Annotated in this window: 16 protein-coding genes; 10 read left to right on the top strand and 6 right to left on the bottom strand. The window is 42.3% G+C overall.

Annotated elements, in window-relative coordinates:
* Positions 1-39: 39 nt before the first annotated feature.
* The 3 genes from ABTV07_RS06290 to ABTV07_RS06280 all read left to right on the top strand — a co-directional run bounded on the left by ABTV07_RS06290 (position 40) and on the right by ABTV07_RS06280 (position 3,314).
* Complete coding sequence (locus tag ABTV07_RS06290; RefSeq protein WP_433748847.1) at positions 40-1,389, top strand: MATE family efflux transporter; 1,350 nt, start codon at positions 40-42, stop codon at positions 1,387-1,389.
* 198 nt (positions 1,390-1,587) lie between these two features.
* Entirely contained in the window at positions 1,588-1,926 is a 339-nt protein-coding gene (locus tag ABTV07_RS06285) for a P-II family nitrogen regulator (RefSeq protein ID WP_433748845.1), read from the top strand.
* A gap of 20 nt (positions 1,927-1,946) precedes the next feature.
* Positions 1,947-3,314: an ammonium transporter gene (locus tag ABTV07_RS06280; RefSeq protein ID WP_433748843.1), complete on the top strand. Its 1,368-nt coding sequence runs from the start codon at positions 1,947-1,949 to the stop codon at positions 3,312-3,314.
* A gap of 45 nt (positions 3,315-3,359) precedes the next feature.
* Here ABTV07_RS06280 and asnB read toward each other — a convergent pair whose 3' ends face one another.
* The gene (gene asnB / locus ABTV07_RS06275; protein ID WP_433748840.1) at positions 3,360-5,210 is read right to left on the bottom strand and encodes an asparagine synthase (glutamine-hydrolyzing); all 1,851 of its coding nucleotides are present in this window, start codon (positions 5,208-5,210) and stop codon (positions 3,360-3,362) included.
* A gap of 179 nt (positions 5,211-5,389) precedes the next feature.
* Here asnB and ABTV07_RS06270 point away from each other — a divergent pair, with 179 nt between their 5' ends.
* A complete protein-coding gene (locus ABTV07_RS06270) occupies positions 5,390-5,950 on the top strand; it encodes a DUF2777 domain-containing protein (RefSeq protein WP_433748838.1) in 561 nt (186 codons plus the stop codon).
* 44 nt (positions 5,951-5,994) lie between these two features.
* Here the strand turns inward: ABTV07_RS06270 and ABTV07_RS06265 are convergent, their stop codons facing one another.
* The 4 genes from ABTV07_RS06265 to ABTV07_RS06250 all read right to left on the bottom strand — a co-directional run bounded on the left by ABTV07_RS06265 (position 5,995) and on the right by ABTV07_RS06250 (position 11,733).
* Positions 5,995-8,904 (bottom strand): bifunctional diguanylate cyclase/phosphodiesterase, encoded by a 2,910-nt coding sequence (locus tag ABTV07_RS06265; RefSeq protein ID WP_433748835.1) that lies wholly within the window; start codon positions 8,902-8,904, stop codon positions 5,995-5,997.
* Positions 8,905-9,010: 106 nt separating this feature from the next.
* Positions 9,011-9,385, bottom strand: a complete 375-nt coding sequence (locus ABTV07_RS06260; protein ID WP_433748832.1) for a YisL family protein — start codon at positions 9,383-9,385, stop codon at positions 9,011-9,013.
* 86 nt (positions 9,386-9,471) lie between these two features.
* On the bottom strand, positions 9,472-10,386 hold the full coding sequence (locus ABTV07_RS06255; protein ID WP_433748829.1) for a fumarylacetoacetate hydrolase family protein: 915 nt from the start codon (positions 10,384-10,386) through the stop codon (positions 9,472-9,474).
* A gap of 198 nt (positions 10,387-10,584) precedes the next feature.
* A complete protein-coding gene (locus tag ABTV07_RS06250; RefSeq protein WP_433748826.1) occupies positions 10,585-11,733 on the bottom strand; it encodes a DUF418 domain-containing protein in 1,149 nt (382 codons plus the stop codon).
* Positions 11,734-11,911: 178 nt separating this feature from the next.
* On the opposite strand from ABTV07_RS06250, the gene ABTV07_RS06245 reads away from it, so the two are divergent.
* The 6 genes from ABTV07_RS06245 to ABTV07_RS06220 all read left to right on the top strand — a co-directional run bounded on the left by ABTV07_RS06245 (position 11,912) and on the right by ABTV07_RS06220 (position 13,919).
* Positions 11,912-12,133 carry a spore germination protein gene (locus tag ABTV07_RS06245; protein ID WP_433748824.1) on the top strand — a complete coding sequence of 74 codons (222 nt, stop codon included), beginning with the start codon at positions 11,912-11,914 and terminating at the stop codon, positions 12,131-12,133.
* Positions 12,134-12,148: 15 nt separating this feature from the next.
* The gene (locus ABTV07_RS06240; protein ID WP_433748821.1) at positions 12,149-12,397 is read left to right on the top strand and encodes a spore germination protein GerPB; all 249 of its coding nucleotides are present in this window, start codon (positions 12,149-12,151) and stop codon (positions 12,395-12,397) included.
* 34 nt (positions 12,398-12,431) lie between these two features.
* Positions 12,432-13,061, top strand: coding sequence for a spore germination protein GerPC (gene gerPC / locus ABTV07_RS06235; RefSeq protein WP_433748818.1), 630 nt, complete (start codon positions 12,432-12,434; stop codon positions 13,059-13,061).
* The gene (locus ABTV07_RS06230) at positions 13,051-13,230 is read left to right on the top strand and encodes a spore gernimation protein GerPD (protein ID WP_433748816.1); all 180 of its coding nucleotides are present in this window, start codon (positions 13,051-13,053) and stop codon (positions 13,228-13,230) included. The genes gerPC and ABTV07_RS06230 overlap by 11 nt, the downstream gene beginning before the upstream one ends.
* A complete protein-coding gene (locus ABTV07_RS06225) occupies positions 13,227-13,610 on the top strand; it encodes a spore germination protein GerPE (protein WP_433748813.1) in 384 nt (127 codons plus the stop codon). The genes ABTV07_RS06230 and ABTV07_RS06225 overlap by 4 nt, the downstream gene beginning before the upstream one ends.
* 90 nt (positions 13,611-13,700) lie before the next feature.
* On the top strand, positions 13,701-13,919 hold the full coding sequence (locus ABTV07_RS06220; RefSeq protein WP_114744018.1) for a spore germination protein: 219 nt from the start codon (positions 13,701-13,703) through the stop codon (positions 13,917-13,919).
* Positions 13,920-13,971: 52 nt separating this feature from the next.
* Here the strand turns inward: ABTV07_RS06220 and ABTV07_RS06215 are convergent, their stop codons facing one another.
* Positions 13,972-14,277, bottom strand: coding sequence for an HNH endonuclease (locus tag ABTV07_RS06215; protein ID WP_433748809.1), 306 nt, complete (start codon positions 14,275-14,277; stop codon positions 13,972-13,974).
* Between the last annotated feature and the right edge of the window lie 29 nt (positions 14,278-14,306).

The raw sequence follows: 14,306 nt of genomic DNA, 5'->3' as shown, positions 1-14,306 counted from the left end.
GCTCTCTTTTTGATTACTATAATACAGGGAGTCTTCCATATGAAAAACAAACACCAAAAGATGACTTTATTCACCCTGACTTGGCCCATTTTCATTGAAATAATGCTACATATGCTAATGGGAAATGCAGACACACTCATGTTGAGCCAATTTTCAGACCAGGCAGTGGCAGCAGTAGGCGTATCCAATCAAATTCTTTCTTTGATCATCGTCATGTTTGGATTTGTAGCAACCGGAACTGCCATCATCACTGCACAGAATATAGGGGCATCCAATCATCAGGCAGCAAGGGAAGTTTCCGTCGTCTCTTTATGGGTCAACTTAGGATTCGGACTCCTGCTAAGCTCTATCCTGGTTATCTTCCATAAAAACCTGCTTTCCATGATGTCGCTGCCACCGGAATTAATGAAAGATGGTACAGCATATCTGGCAATAGTCGGCGGCTTTATTTTCATTGAAGCATTGGTCATGACATCCGGTGCCATCATCAGAAGCTACGGATACACAAAAGATGCCATGTATGTCACAATCGGGATGAACATCCTGAATATCATCGGAAATTATCTGTTCATATTCGGAGCATTCGGGGTGCCTGTCCTTGGGGTCACCGGGGTGGCCGTCTCCACTGCAGTCAGCAGATTTGCCGGACTTCTCACCATGGGCATCCTGCTTAATAAACGGATTCCGGGGGAACTTCCATTTAAAAAGATTTTCAAGCTCCCTTCCACCCATGTCAAAAACCTGCTGAAGATCGGCATCCCTTCTGCCGGGGAGCAATTATCCTATAATTCTTCTCAGATGCTTATCACTTATTTCATCTCCATGATTGGAACGGAAGCATTGACTACCAAGGTTTACACACAGAATTTAATGATGTTCATTTATTTGTTCAGTGTGGCCATCAGCCAGGGGACACAGATCCTGGTGGGAAGGATGATCGGTGCTCGAGAGACCGACGATGCCTACCATCGGTGCATGAGAAGTTTGAAGATAGCAGTCGCTATTTCCTTTGCCATGGCACTCGTATTTTCATTTTTCGCCCGTCATTTATTCGCTATTTTTACAGACAATCCATCAATCATTGAATCAGGAATCCTTTTGATCTATCTAACGATTCTTCTGGAACCTGGGAGAGCCTTTAATCTTGTCATCATCAACTCCCTAAGGGCTGCAGGCGACGTTAGATTCCCTGTGTACATGGGGATTTTATCCATGTGGGGTGTCAGCGTGACCATTTCATATGTCTTGGGCGTCGGGTTCGGGCTGGGTCTGATTGGAATATGGATTTCATTTATCGCAGACGAATGGCTCAGGGGACTGCTCATGCTGAGACGCTGGAAATCAAAAATATGGCTAAGAAAGTCCTTTTTACAAAAATCCGTTTCTTAACATTGTTAAATGAAGATGGAAAGTCGTTAATATTAACTCTCTTTAAGCAGCCCTCAACGGCTGCTTTTTATGTTAGTTTTCCTTACATGAATTTATATTTTTTCAAAAAAACCTATTGCTTTTCTGAATAATTCAGAATATTATAAGAAAATACAATTATCATGTCACAAAACCTAACATGAAAGGAGTTTTATAACAATGAAAAAAATTGAGGCAATTATCAGACCTGAACAATTCCAACATCTGAAGGACGGATTATCTAAACTGGGAATCAGCGGTATGACCGTATTCGAAGCTGCCGGATGCGGGAAGCAAAAAGCAAAAAAAGGATCCTTCAGAGGCACTTCATTCGAAATACAGCTCTCACCGAAATTGAAAGTTGAAATGATTGCAGAAGAAGAAAAAGTTGATTCCATCGTTGAAACTATTTTGAGTACCTGTTCCACCTCCAAGGTAGGCGACGGTAAGATTTTTATATCAACTGTTGACGAAGTGATAAGAATACGTACGGGAGAAAAAGGAAGCGAGGCAATTTAATACTATTAGGAGGAAATCAAATGATTAAGAAAACTAGTCTTTTATTTTTGTTGATTTTCGGAACGGGTACAGCTGCATTCGCTGAAGATCCGTCAACAGCCGAGTTAAAAAGTTCCATTGATTTAATTTGGGTCATGATGTCTGCCATTCTAGTTTTCTTTATGCATGCTGGATTCGCTATGGTGGAAACAGGGTTCACCAGATCGAAGAATACGCTTAATATTCTGATGAAAAATTTTTTGACCGTTGCTGTCTCTTCCATTCTATACTTCTCCATCGGCTTCGGTTTGATGTTCGGTGCTTCCTTTCACGGACTAGCTGGAATTGACAGCTTTTTTCTTTCAGGCAGAAAAGACCTCGGCTTTTTCCTTTTTCAAACAGTTTTTGCTGCCACCTGCGCCACCATCATTTCCGGAGCAGTTGCGGAAAGAATGAAATTGTCCAGTTACCTACTGCTAACCATGGCTATGACCAGCTTCATTTATCCGATCATCGGTCACTGGATTTGGGGAGGAGGCTGGCTCTCTAAGCTTGGGTTCATCGATTTTGCTGGTTCATCGGCTGTCCATTTAACAGGTGCTGCAGGGTCGCTCATCGCAGTCCTAATTTTGGGGCCGAGAATAGATAAATATAAGAACGGGAAAGTGAATGCGATTCCTGGGCATAACATTCCGATGGGGGCATTGGGAGTATTCATCCTCTGGTTCGGGTGGTTCGGATTCAATGGAGGAAGCACGCTTGCTGCAGACCCTTCCCTCATTCCCCATGTATTAATTACAACCTTATTCTCAGCCTCGGCTGCCCTTCTTTCTTCAGGCTTCTATTCAAGGATGAGATTCGGCAAATTGGATCCCTCATTGACCTTGAACGGTGCTTTAGCAGGGCTTGTTGGCATCACAGCCGGATGCGCCAACGTCACACTTCCCGGCTCGCTCTTTATAGGACTCATATCAGGCATTCTCATGGTTGAAGCCATCTGGCTGATTGATGCAAAACTAAAAGTAGATGATCCAGTCGGCGCCATTTCGGTCCACGGCATTTGTGGCATTTGGGGCACTTTGGCCGTTGGATTGTTCGATAAAGTGCATGGTTTATTTTACGGGGGCGGAGCTTACCTTTTGGGTATCCAATTCATCGGGGTACTGGCAGTAATCATTTGGAGCGTTTCAACAGTAGGATTATTTCTTTACATTCTTGCTAAGATGAAAGGTATTCGCGTTACACCAGAAGAAGAGCGCTCCGGATTGGATTTTGCAGAGCATGGATCAAGTGCATATACCATGAATGATTCCATTTTGCCGGACTCGGCCGATTATACTCAACATAACCCATTTGGCAAAGATCTTATCGAGCGTCTAAACAGCCTTAGCAGCCATGAAGCAAAATAATACAAAAAAGAAGATGCCCAAATCAAGCTTTTGGGCATCTTCTTTTTAATTATCCAACAATATAATATTATTTCTCTCAAACCAATAATCCACCTGAATCAGATAGGCAAGAAGCTGCGGCCCTTTCATGAGCTGGCCGTACCAAGGCACTTGGAAGGCATCCCCTCCGCTTTCAACAATTGCTTGCAGCTTTTCGGAGTCGAACAGTTCCAAAAGTACACTCGAACGGTTATTCAAAATATGTGTCAGCTTATCTTTGACAAGCTTTGTGTATACGGGATGATGGGTTTTCGGATAAGGGCTTTTTTTCCGGTAAAGAACGTCATGAGGCAAAACCCCCTCAAGCGATTTCCTTAAAAGACCCTTTTCCCTCCCGTCAGCCATCTTCCAATCCCACGGGATATTCCATGCGTACTCGACAAGTCTGTGATCAGCAAATGGTACTCGGACTTCCAAGCTCGCCCCCATGCTCATTCGATCTTTCCGATCAAGGAGAGTCGTCATAAACCAGACCATATTCAAGTAAAATAGTTCTCTTCTCCTTGCTTCTACAGAACTTTCCCCTTCAAGGCGAGGAGTCTCATCCACTGTTTTCTGGTATACAGACTGAACGTATTCATCAAGTTTCAACTTGTTTTTCCATGAATCGTTCAATAGACCCTGCCTCTCTTCTGTCGACCTCATCCAAGGGAATCCCTTCCTGTTCAGATCATCCTCGCGATGGAACCATGGATATCCCCCGAATATTTCATCCGCGCATTCCCCTGAAAGACTGACGACAAAGTCCTGTTTAATCTCTTTGCAGAACCAAAGCAGGGAAGAATCCACATCTGCCATACCCGGCAGATCCCTGACCAGCACAGCTTCTTCAAGGTTCTCGACTAATTCTTCCTGCGAAATCACACTATAATGATGCTTTGTACCAAATGTCTTGACCATTTGCTCGATCCATGGGCCATCCGAGTTTGGCTGAAAGGCATCCGCTTTAAAAAACTGGTCATTTCCTTCATAATCAATGGAATACGTATTTAGTGCGCCTTTTCCTTCACGCTTGAATTGATTGGCAGCAATGGCCGTAATGGCGCTGGAATCCAATCCTCCAGATAGGAAGGTACACAAAGGTACATCCGACACAAGCTGCCTCGTCACTGCATCATTCAATAGAAAACCTACTTTTTCCACTGTTTCTTCAAATGTATCACTATGCCTCTCGCTTTTGACATTCCAGTATCTCCATACCTTCAGCCCATCACGGGAAAATGTCAATGCATGGCCCGGGCGAAGTTCGTTCAGACCTTTGAATACGCCATTCCCTGGAGACCTGGATGGACCCAGGCCCAACACTTCTGAAAGCCCGATACGGTCTATTTCCGGTTTCATATCTTTATGCGCCAATACGGTTTTCATTTCTGAACCAAAGAGGAATCCCCTGTTTTTTTCTGCATAAAAAAGAGGCTTTACCCCAAGCCTGTCGCGCCCGATGAACAATTGTTCCTTTTGGCTGTCCCAAACAGCAAAGGCAAATATCCCATTTAAAAAGTCAACGCAATTTTCCCGCCATTCTATATACGCATTAAGCAAAACTTCTGTATCCGAATGACCTTGAAACGAATATCCTTTAGAGAGCAATTCTTTTCTCAAATCCTCTGTGTTATATAATTCTCCATTATAGCAGAGGGTGAAAATATGCTCTCCCCGCCTTCTTGACATTGGTTGCCTGCCTCCAGCCGGGTCTACGACAACCAAACGCTTATGTCCAAATGCTGCATGCTGATCAGACCATATGTTGACATCATCTGGTCCTCTTTTACTTAATGTATCTGTCATTTTCTTAATGACATCCAACTCATTAGTTAAATTATGATGAAAATGAATCCATCCAGTTATGCCGCACATAGTCTTGCCCCTTTCTTTCTTGAGTCGCACTTAAATAGGCATGCATTATCCTATGCACCTCCTTAAGAAATAGTTATTCGTCCCAAAAAAATTAACATCTCCCGGCTGCATGACGGTATGAAATCCATTTTGGATGTCAAAAAATAGTGAGTAGAGTAAGAATATTGGAGGTTTCTTTCGTGAAGCACAAAAATCGCAGTCAATTGCTGGATCGGCAAACCCGTGCTTTTACAACAGGCACTGTGGAATTAATAAATGACCAATGGATATTTTTTGATGAAGAAACAGATGAAGCATCCATGCTTGAATATTATATAGATCAAGAAATTGAAGTACTCCGCTTTAACAGTTGGGAAAAAGGCCAGCTTCTCGAGGAAGGTCAAATCAACCTTCCATACGGCATCGTTGCTCTGGAGAACTCTGCTTCTATCAGAATCAAGAAAAATCTTGTTTTTTCCCTGGAGATGCTGTTGGATGATTTGAACGATGATGCCTTCATTCAATTTATCACAAGTTTAAACACTGCTCATTTCTCCATATATGATTGCATCTATTGCCATAACCACTTATCATTTCTTCAAAAGAGCGGGCGCCGGGAAGGTGTGAATTTCTTGATGTTCGACAATATGGATGGAATCTGTGCGGTTCAGCATCATTTCCGGTACAATGAAAAAAATCAGGACCGGTTCGAATTCACACTGAATACAGGGAAAAGATTCGTTATAGAAAAATTGCCCTAAAAATGAAACAGCCGTCCCAAAATCACATTAGGGCGGCTGTTTTTTTAAATTTTGACTTTCATTTCCCGATTCTCCGGGAGCCATTGATAAAGTTCGCTCGCCTTCATCGGCTTGGCGATATAATAGCCTTGCGCAAAATCGCAATTCATCGATTCGAGTAGGAGAAGCTGATCGCTTGTTTCCACACCTTCTGCGATGACCTGCAGACGAAGTCCTTCCCCCATTGTCATGATTGCTTTGACAATGGCAAAATCAGGCGAACTCTCACTGAGATTCATAATAAACGATCGATCAATTTTTAAGATATGGAATGGCAAATGTTTAATATAGCTCAAGGATGAGTAGCCGGTTCCGAAATCATCAATGGAAATATTCACACCGATTTCACCCAAGGTTTTGAGCCTATCCAACGTTGAATCTGACTGGTCGATCATAACTCCTTCTGTTAATTCCAAATGAAGTCTTTCAGGGCTGATCGCTGTTTTTTGAATGGTTTCCTTAATTTCAGAAATAAAGGAAGGATCTTGGAACTGTTGAGCAGAGACATTTATGGACATGGATAAATCATGATATCCCACTCTTTCCAGTTCTTTTAACTGAAGCGATGCCGTCTCAAGGACCCAACGGCCAATAGGGATGATGATCCCCATTTCCTCAGCAAGAGGGATAAAATCAGCAGGCGACACCAAGCCCTTCTGTGGATGCTCCCATCGGATGAGAGCTTCAAAACCCGTCACTTTTCTGTTCCTGACATCCAAAATGGGCTGATAAACGAGGAAGAATTCCCCGTTATCCAACGCTCTCCTCAACTGGCTTTCCAACTCTACCCTTCTCAATGCATCCTCATTCATGTCATTTGAGAAAAACAACAGATTGTTTCCTCCATGCAATTTCACTTGATTGAGGGCGGTGTCTGCATTCTGCATCAACTGCTCTGTTTCTGATCCATCCTGCGGATAAACGGCAATTCCGATACTTGCCGTGACAAAGAACTCCTTATCTTTATAGATGAATGGTTCCTGGACCTTATTAAGGAGCTTACTCCCTGATTCCACTACACTTTCATCATCAATGTCCTTGGTGAGGAGGATCGTGAACTTATCGCTTCCGAATCTTCCTAAATATGCGCCATTCGGCAAAGCGCCCTGCAGCCTTCCCGCAAGTTCCTTCAACATTAAATCCCCGGCGTAATGCCCGAGAGTATCATTGATAATCTTAAAGCGGTCAATATCGACAAAGATGACGGCAAGCCGCCTCTTCTTCTTTTTGGCACGGTGAAGCATTTCTTCGAGTACTTCGTTGAACTTAGATCGGTTTGGCAGACCCGTATCATAATCATAGTTTGAAAGCCTTGAAATCTCTTGCTGGACTTTCTTTTGTTCTGTCATATTTTTCCCAATGCCATAAATTCCAACGCACTTGCCATTAATGGTGATAGGGATGTTTTTGATCTGAAAATGAACCTTTTCTGCATTCTGTGTGTTTACAAGAAGCTCATAGTACTGTTCCTTCCCTTGCACTGCCTTGTGAAAGTGACGCCTTACGAGGGCATGGTTCTCTGGCTCCACCCATTTCAATGCGGATTTTCCAATGACCATTTCTTCTTCCTGGCCGAATGTTTTAAGGAATGACGCATTAACACTTGTAAAGATTCCATTTAAATCGGTTGAATAAACGAAATCATTGTTATTGTCAAAAAGTGAACGGTAGTAGCTTTCCGAGCGTTCAATATTGACCCGCAGCTGATTGATATCTTCAGAAGTAGAATTAATCAGATGAGTCAAGGCTGATAAATTTTTGATTTCTGAAGGGATCTCATATTTAAATTTTAAATCCTTATGTATGGAAAGTGGACTTTCAGAAAAGGCCAAATAAGTTAGGGCATGTGCAAAAAGCCTGGGTGGTTCATCCCTTCTCTTCCCAATTTCTCCGTTTGAGAAGAAACCGCAAACCGGCGCAATCCGGCTCATCATTTCCAGTTCTTCAGAGATATATTTAGAGAGTGTATTTTTTCGTCCTAAGCAATTATATAAAAAGATGGATTCAACCGGCTTTTTGTTGAGTCTTTTTAAATCTTTAATCGATTCTTCCATTAATTTTTCGATATTGGCATAAGCAAAAGTGATTTCTTCACCCCGCTCGATTTCATGGCTCATCTGAATGGCCCCGTGGTCAAGGACATTGTAGATAAAAAGGGCCTCATCCCCTTTTTTGAAAGGAATTTGAATAGCGGATTGCGGGAGGCGCGCCACAAAATCTTCACCTAAATATTTCCTGATGATGGATGTGGGTTTTTTATGATCTATTTCATAAATAGTCTTGCCTGAAGCCTTTGTCACAATAAACGGGCGGCCGATATCCTCCCATTGTTCATTTACAGAGGAATGCACAATTAAGTCTTTGCCGCTTAATGATGCGACGGCCATCCCCTTTTCCTCTCCAGCCTGTTCATTCATGACGATGGTATCCCTGCAATTAGGAATATCTGCAGCAACTCCACCCGAAAATGCGATTCCTGGATGAAGTTCATGAACCTTTTGCAATAAATGGCTGAAATTCAACTCAAGATGGCTGAATAGGAAGATGATTGCTTTAGTATCTTCAGTGATTAATTCTTTGCTGATTTTTTCAACTATAGCCTGTTCATCCATTCGTGTCTCAAGGTTGAAGACACGGGTAGATAAATTAGTATTTTCAAAAGTTGTAAATGAAATAATGGGAACTTCGTTGATGATTTCATGATGTGATATGGCATAGGTGGTGCTGCATCCAATAAGAGCTGCTTTAGGGAGGGCATTTACAATCGCCATCCTGATTAAATCAGCCTGATTTTTTCCTGCCTGTCCTAGAAAAACCTGAACAAGGATCGAATCAGCCTTTTCGAGATTATGGGATGTTATATAGTTCAAAAGACCTTCGGCGCTTTCGTATCGATAGTTATAGGTTTTTGCCATTTTTTCACCACGCTTACATTTTATATATAAAAAATACCATATCCCTCAATCAATGAATATCATTTATATAAAAAAAAGAGCCAAATAGGCTCTTTTTTGATCCATTTTATAAAAATGGATGGAAACCAAGCGGAAGACGCAGCCCTAAATATAGAACAAGCGCAAGGGCGATGACGAAAATCACCCAGAACGACCCAGCGTTCTTCCCTTTGGAAATTTTAATCAAGATCATTTCAAACATGGAAATAACCAATAAACCTGCAAGGACCTTTATGCCGTAAAGCGCATGGTTGGCCGATTCATTCCCGAAAGGATACAGCAGGATTCCCGTGATGATGATCAGTATGTAAAAGACACGCAAAATCATCTGAACGATTTTAAATCCTTTCATGTTGCCGCTCTTATGCAAGGACAGTGCAACAATGAACAAGATAATCGCAATTGCCCATGTAGTAATGTGGGCATGTGTAGTACTCATCATTTATTTTTTCCTCCAATCCATTTCATCTAAATTAATGCTTCCCATATCATACCATAGCGCATTCAAAATGTAGAACTAGTTATGTCCTATTCCTTAACAATATTGTGAAGAACGCCGATTCCTTCGATTTCAACCTCGATCGTGTCGCCAGATTTCAGGTACCTTGGCGGTTTAAAGCCTTTTCCCACCCCTGCTGGTGTACCCGTTGCAATGATATCCCCCGGCTCCAGCGTCATTCCCCTTGATAATACAGAAATGATTTCATCAATCGGGAAAATGAAATGCTCTGTATTGGAATCTTGACGAATTTCCCCGTTTACTTTTGTCTTGATATTCAAAGAATGGGGGTCTGTGATGACAGATGAATGAACGATCCATGGTCCCATCGGACAGAAGGTATCAAGGCTTTTCCCGATGAAAAACTGCTTGTGCCTTGCCTGCAGGTCCCGGGCAGTGACATCGTTGATGATGGTATAGCCAAAGACATGCTTCAGTGCATCCTCCCTGGAAATGTTCCTTCCACCTGTACCGATGACGACAGCGAGCTCCCCTTCATAATCCAATGCCTCTGTCAGGGATGGATGTGGATCGATGGAGTCCCCTTGCCCGATGATGGAAGTCGGCGGCTTTGTGAACATCATGATATCAGTAGGGATATCTGCTTCTGTGCCCAATTCAAGTGCATGTTCCCGATAGTTTTTTCCCACGCAGAGGATATGTTTTGGCGGCCTTGGTATCGGCGGTCCAATGATGGCTTCTGCAGCAGTTTCTTGATAGATTGAAGGCTTGGAGCAAGATTTTCCGAAATTGATCCATTCGTTTACTTCGTTTATGAATGTTTCGCCTTTTTGGATTGCATGAAGCATGGTTTCTGGATAGTCGGTTCCTTTGCTGGATGCATGATGAAGGGCTTTCAGGTTCCAGAAATATGTTTCATCCTCTGATACGACACCTAAACTGAAAGACTCATTTTCTTCCATTTTATAAGAAACAAATTTCATTTTTCACCACTCCTATTTATAAATTAACTTCAATCGTTTGATTTCTGCTGCAGGATGCTCGCTTTCCGAGGGGCGGGCGGTGAGCCTCCTCGCTTCGCTGTGGGGTCTCACCTGTCCCGCTGATCCCTCCGGAGTCGAGCACCTGCTCTGCAATTGACTCTCCAAGAATATTGAAAACACACTTCATAAATTATCTTTTCATCGATAGGTCCATTTTCTCCAAATGCTTTCCAGTGGGCCATAGGTGAATTTGCTGAACCATATTTCAGCGAGTATTACCTGGATCATAAAAATTCCAATGGCTACCCATACACCGGTTTCAAGCGGCAATTTGTTGTACATCCCCATTCCATAGCCGTAAAAAATAAAGGATGATAGAATCGACTGCATTAAATAGATGGTCAATGACATTCTCCCGGCTGCTGCCAATGGCTTTAACATTTTTTCAGCCAGGGGATTTCCAACGATCAGAAGGATGGCTGCTATATATCCCATCGCTGTGATCGGCCCCCCGATGATGTCCTGTATGTATAGAAAAACGTTATTTTGAAGCAGGAGATAAGGAAGCGATTTCAATAAAATGCCCAAGCAGAGAAGAACAATCATCCCGGCAATCCAATACCCTTTATTTTCTTTCACTTTTAAAAACAGATTGGTTTTAAACGCTCCTGCACCTATCAACATCATTGGTAAGATTGTCGTCAGCATATATAGAAAGTTGGCCGGATTATTGACCGCATACCAATCTATCAATCTCTGATGAAGAGCAGCAAAATAAGAGGTTGACGTGTAGGAAGCAATGGATTCCTTCACTCCTCCAATATCCGTCCAAATCATGGCGCCATATGGGTTGGTAATCGAGCTCCAACTCAAATAAAAAACAAACAATAAATTAGGGATGAGAAGCAGAGTCAAACCAAAATAAATCAATCTTCTCCCTGAATAAGAAAGGACAGTCATCAACAAAAATCCGAGCAGTGCATAATTGATCAAGATATCACCAAACCAGATAAAAATGGCGTGCAACGCCCCCAAGAAAAGCAGAAGAACGAGCCTCCTGCTCCCTATCCGGCTGAAGCTTTCACCTTTGTTCACTGCTCTTTGGCGGATGACTGCCAGTCCAAATCCGAAAAGTAGCGCAAAAATGGGGTAAACGCTTCCCTCCAAAAAAATATCAATCCATTCATAATTGAGCAGTGTATTGCGGTACTCCCACCATTCAAATGGGTTTATGTAAAGGACCGGGGTATGGAATGAAATGATATTCACAATGAAAATGCCTACTAATGCAAGCCCTCTTAAAATATCTATGGATAATATCCGGTCCTTTGATGAAATAGGCTCCATTTTCCTCCTCCTTGCTAAGCCTTTGTCATGCTGCTTTATGTATAATAATGATTTTTTATCTGAGCACCGTGCTGTCTCGTTTATTTTACAATGCTTTTCGAAATTAGGCGAATGAATCACATTTCGCCTTTCCTTTCATACAATGGGGTATGAAATCATGTAAAGGATGTGAACGGTCATGCCTGCATTTGTTGGTGCCGTTCAAGTCATCAACCTTGGGTCGAGCGGCGTTTTTCATATCGGGGATGTTTTCCAGATACAGCCGCTTTCTAATGCAAAAACGTATTCGGGAGCCGGTTCTTTCAATACTGGAGACGGACTTTCCATATACAACGAACGTTCTTCTACAAACACTTACGACCAGGATGCTTTAGATCAGGGGAATTATTTCAATGTTTAGAGATGTGGTGAAGCCATGAAATTGTATATCCAACAAACCATTCAAATCCATTTGATTAAAATAGGCTCAGTCTCCAATTCATCCGTTTTCCAAATCGGAACGCTTGGTGCTGTTACTGAAACATCCAATCTATACAATACAGGGGGGTATACCCAGCCTGCCCCGCCTGCGAAAAAGCCTGGAACAGCAGTCTTGGAACCCGGTGAATACATTAAAGGCGGAGAGAAAACATTCGTGCCTTTCGCTCCTGCCGGCACTCGTTAATTTCTTTAAGAATGCAAGCAAAGGGGGTGTCAACATGCAAGATCTCTATTACTACATCAATCAACTATATTCCTTCATCAAACAACAGAATAAAAGGATGGAAGGACTGGAAAGTTCCATTAAAGATCTTCAAAATGAAATTGAAGCACTTAAAAATCGGCCCTCCATTAACGTAGAACGACTGGAATATAAATTTGACCAATTGAAAGTCGAAACATTGGAAGGCACTCTTAATATTGGGTTGAATCCTTCTGATATTGATAAAATAGAAGATTTTGCAGTTGAACAGCAAACCTCCGCAACCAATTCCCACACTTCAATGTCCCAGCTGCCGGAAGGATTCCGTGAAAATGTCGCGGAATCCAGCAATAAATATATTGAACAAGAGCTTCCTACCCTGATTGTTGATACTGAAGATCAGCTGCAAGTAAAACTCGATCCCCAATATCATACGATGATCATCGAGGATATCAAACGCCAGCTCCCTCAAAGAATCAGTTATTACATCAATACGCTTAGCGGCCAGTATAACCGTTCTTCCGAGGAAGCGAGCCTGGATGAAATCATTTTCTCACGGATTAAGGCGGATATCCAGCAGGCTGTCTATACCTTCATTGCCCAATTGCCAAATGAACTGAAAGGAAAGAATGATGATGGAACTTAATGTAGTGAACCGTGAATTATGTGTCAATTCCATACAATTAATTGGTGTTTCTGCTTCTTCCCTTTTCTTAGTTGGAGATGCGAATACAATCCAGCTTGCTTCCACATTCGATACACCTGCAGAATCCTTGATCATCGGACCATTCGTCCCGTTGACTCCTAAAGGATGAACATCATTCCTTTTGGACGCCAGTCCCTTGTCCACGATATCAAACTGAGGACACTTGCATTCAGCTCCACATTACAAATCGGGGATTCGTGCAGAATCAGAGCTGTTTCAAATGTCTTAGCCATCCAAAGGGAGCGGGAATTATTTTTTGATGATGAAGGGAAATTTGAAGACTATCCGATTTTTTCAGAGCCGATTCCTTTGACGCCAATTACGACTCCTGTCAAAGTGAATACCTTAAATGCAAATGGAACCATTAAAGTTACATCCATTGATATTACCGGGGTTTCTTCTGCTTCCATCCTTCATATTGGGAATACAGATGATGTCTACCTTGAAAATCGGACCCATCATATCCGTCAACTGATTGATGCCGAATAGCAGTTGAACCATTTTTCTTCACGGGAATACAATAAAAAAGATCATTCAGTAACAAGAAGTAAATCGAATGAAAGAAAAGAGGATGGTACTATGCCTGCTTTTACTGGTCCTGTTTCTGTCCTGAGTGTAAGCGGCGGAAATATCCAATTCGGCGACACCGCGGTTATCTCTCCAAAAAATGCTTCCAAGACCACAACCGGATCAGGTTCCGTCAATACAGGCGGATTCTTTTTCACCAATACTTTTTTCAGTATAAATGGTACATTGAACACAAGCCTGTTAGACCAGCCGGTAGTTGGAAACAATTAAAGCTGACACCTGTGCATCTGTTGAAGCCAAGCGGCTTATTCAGATGCTGGCGTCAGCTTTTTCGTTTTCTGTCATTTGATTTTTTCACTTTCGGGAGTTTTGTTGAAGGCTGCTTCCGGATATATTTGATGAATTTCCAAACTTGCTCATCCGCTTTAAGTTTTTCAATTGTATTCAGCCTCACTGCTAGTTCTTCATTGGTATAAAGCCCATGAATCTGCTTGTGGCATGGGATGCAGAGCATTGCTGTCGGAAGAAATGCACCTCCCATTTCTTTAGGGGTAAGATGATGTTCTGTCACATCGACATTTTCCCGAAGGCAAAGTTCACACCGCCCCTTAGATTGTTTCTTCCCCACGTTTTTTCCTCCTTCATTCTAATCAAAGG

The organism is Falsibacillus pallidus, from assembly GCF_050990905.1.
GTDB lineage: Bacteria > Bacillota > Bacilli > Bacillales > DSM-25281 > Falsibacillus > Falsibacillus pallidus_A.
This window is presented reverse-complemented; position numbering and strand designations above follow the sequence as displayed.

Bases quoted from the DNA above. Each gene is read 5' to 3' on its own strand.
- ABTV07_RS06260 (WP_433748832.1), bottom strand. From the start codon at position 9,385: ATGATGAGTACTACACATGCCCACATTACTACATGGGCAATTGCGATT.
- ABTV07_RS06255 (WP_433748829.1), bottom strand. From the start codon at position 10,386: ATGAAATTTGTTTCTTATAAAATGGAAGAAAATGAGTCTTTCAGTTTA.
- gerPC (WP_433748818.1), top strand. From the start codon at position 12,432: ATGCAAGATCTCTATTACTACATCAATCAACTATATTCCTTCATCAAA.
- ABTV07_RS06240 (WP_433748821.1), top strand. From the start codon at position 12,149: ATGAAATTGTATATCCAACAAACCATTCAAATCCATTTGATTAAAATA.
- ABTV07_RS06280 (WP_433748843.1), top strand. From the start codon at position 1,947: ATGATTAAGAAAACTAGTCTTTTATTTTTGTTGATTTTCGGAACGGGT.
- ABTV07_RS06265 (WP_433748835.1), bottom strand. From the start codon at position 8,904: ATGGCAAAAACCTATAACTATCGATACGAAAGCGCCGAAGGTCTTTTG.
- ABTV07_RS06250 (WP_433748826.1), bottom strand. From the start codon at position 11,733: ATGGAGCCTATTTCATCAAAGGACCGGATATTATCCATAGATATTTTA.
- ABTV07_RS06245 (WP_433748824.1), top strand. From the start codon at position 11,912: ATGCCTGCATTTGTTGGTGCCGTTCAAGTCATCAACCTTGGGTCGAGC.
- asnB (WP_433748840.1), bottom strand. From the start codon at position 5,210: ATGTGCGGCATAACTGGATGGATTCATTTTCATCATAATTTAACTAAT.
- ABTV07_RS06225 (WP_433748813.1), top strand. From the start codon at position 13,227: ATGAACATCATTCCTTTTGGACGCCAGTCCCTTGTCCACGATATCAAA.
- ABTV07_RS06220 (WP_114744018.1), top strand. From the start codon at position 13,701: ATGCCTGCTTTTACTGGTCCTGTTTCTGTCCTGAGTGTAAGCGGCGGA.
- ABTV07_RS06285 (WP_433748845.1), top strand. From the start codon at position 1,588: ATGAAAAAAATTGAGGCAATTATCAGACCTGAACAATTCCAACATCTG.
- ABTV07_RS06290 (WP_433748847.1), top strand. From the start codon at position 40: ATGAAAAACAAACACCAAAAGATGACTTTATTCACCCTGACTTGGCCC.
- ABTV07_RS06230 (WP_433748816.1), top strand. From the start codon at position 13,051: ATGGAACTTAATGTAGTGAACCGTGAATTATGTGTCAATTCCATACAA.